The following is a 400-nucleotide window of genomic DNA, read 5'->3' as shown; positions in this document are numbered from 1 at the left end:
CAGCGGCGCCTCGTGACGTACGGCTTCCCAGCAGAACGATCCTCCCGCCTGGCCCCATGGTCGGGGCGAAGTGATTGACCAATGTCTGAGCAGCATCGACGTGTAAACGCCACAACGACTCGCTGCGCTGAGGGTCCAGATTACCCAGGGTGGCGGCCGCCATTGAACCCGCGGCGTGAATGATGGCCTGAGGGGGCTCAATCTGCTCCAGCGCCGCCAGCAGCGCGCTGCGTTGGCTGACGTCGACCATCAGATGGCGAAAGTTCGGCTGTGAGAAGGGCGGCAGCGAACGGCTCATGCCGATCACCTGCCAGCCGTCCGCCAGCAACTGCCTCACCACTGCGGCGCCGATCCCGGAGCTGGCCCCGGTTACCATTGCCCGCTTCATCGCGCCTCCAGC

General features: G+C 65.8%; 1 protein-coding gene. It reads right to left on the bottom strand.

Annotated features, from left to right (window positions below; all coding sequences use genetic code 11):
- The coding region (locus IM317_RS23805; protein WP_193362562.1) for an SDR family NAD(P)-dependent oxidoreductase at nucleotides 1-388 on the bottom strand (388 nt) is incomplete at its 3' end.
- Between the last annotated feature and the right edge of the window lie 12 nt (nucleotides 389-400).

The organism is Enterobacter cloacae complex sp. S3, from assembly GCF_014930495.1.
Taxonomy (GTDB): Bacteria; Pseudomonadota; Gammaproteobacteria; order Enterobacterales; family Enterobacteriaceae; genus Enterobacter; species Enterobacter asburiae_B.
Note: the sequence above shows the minus strand (reverse complement) of the source record. Positions and strands in the feature narration are given on the sequence as shown.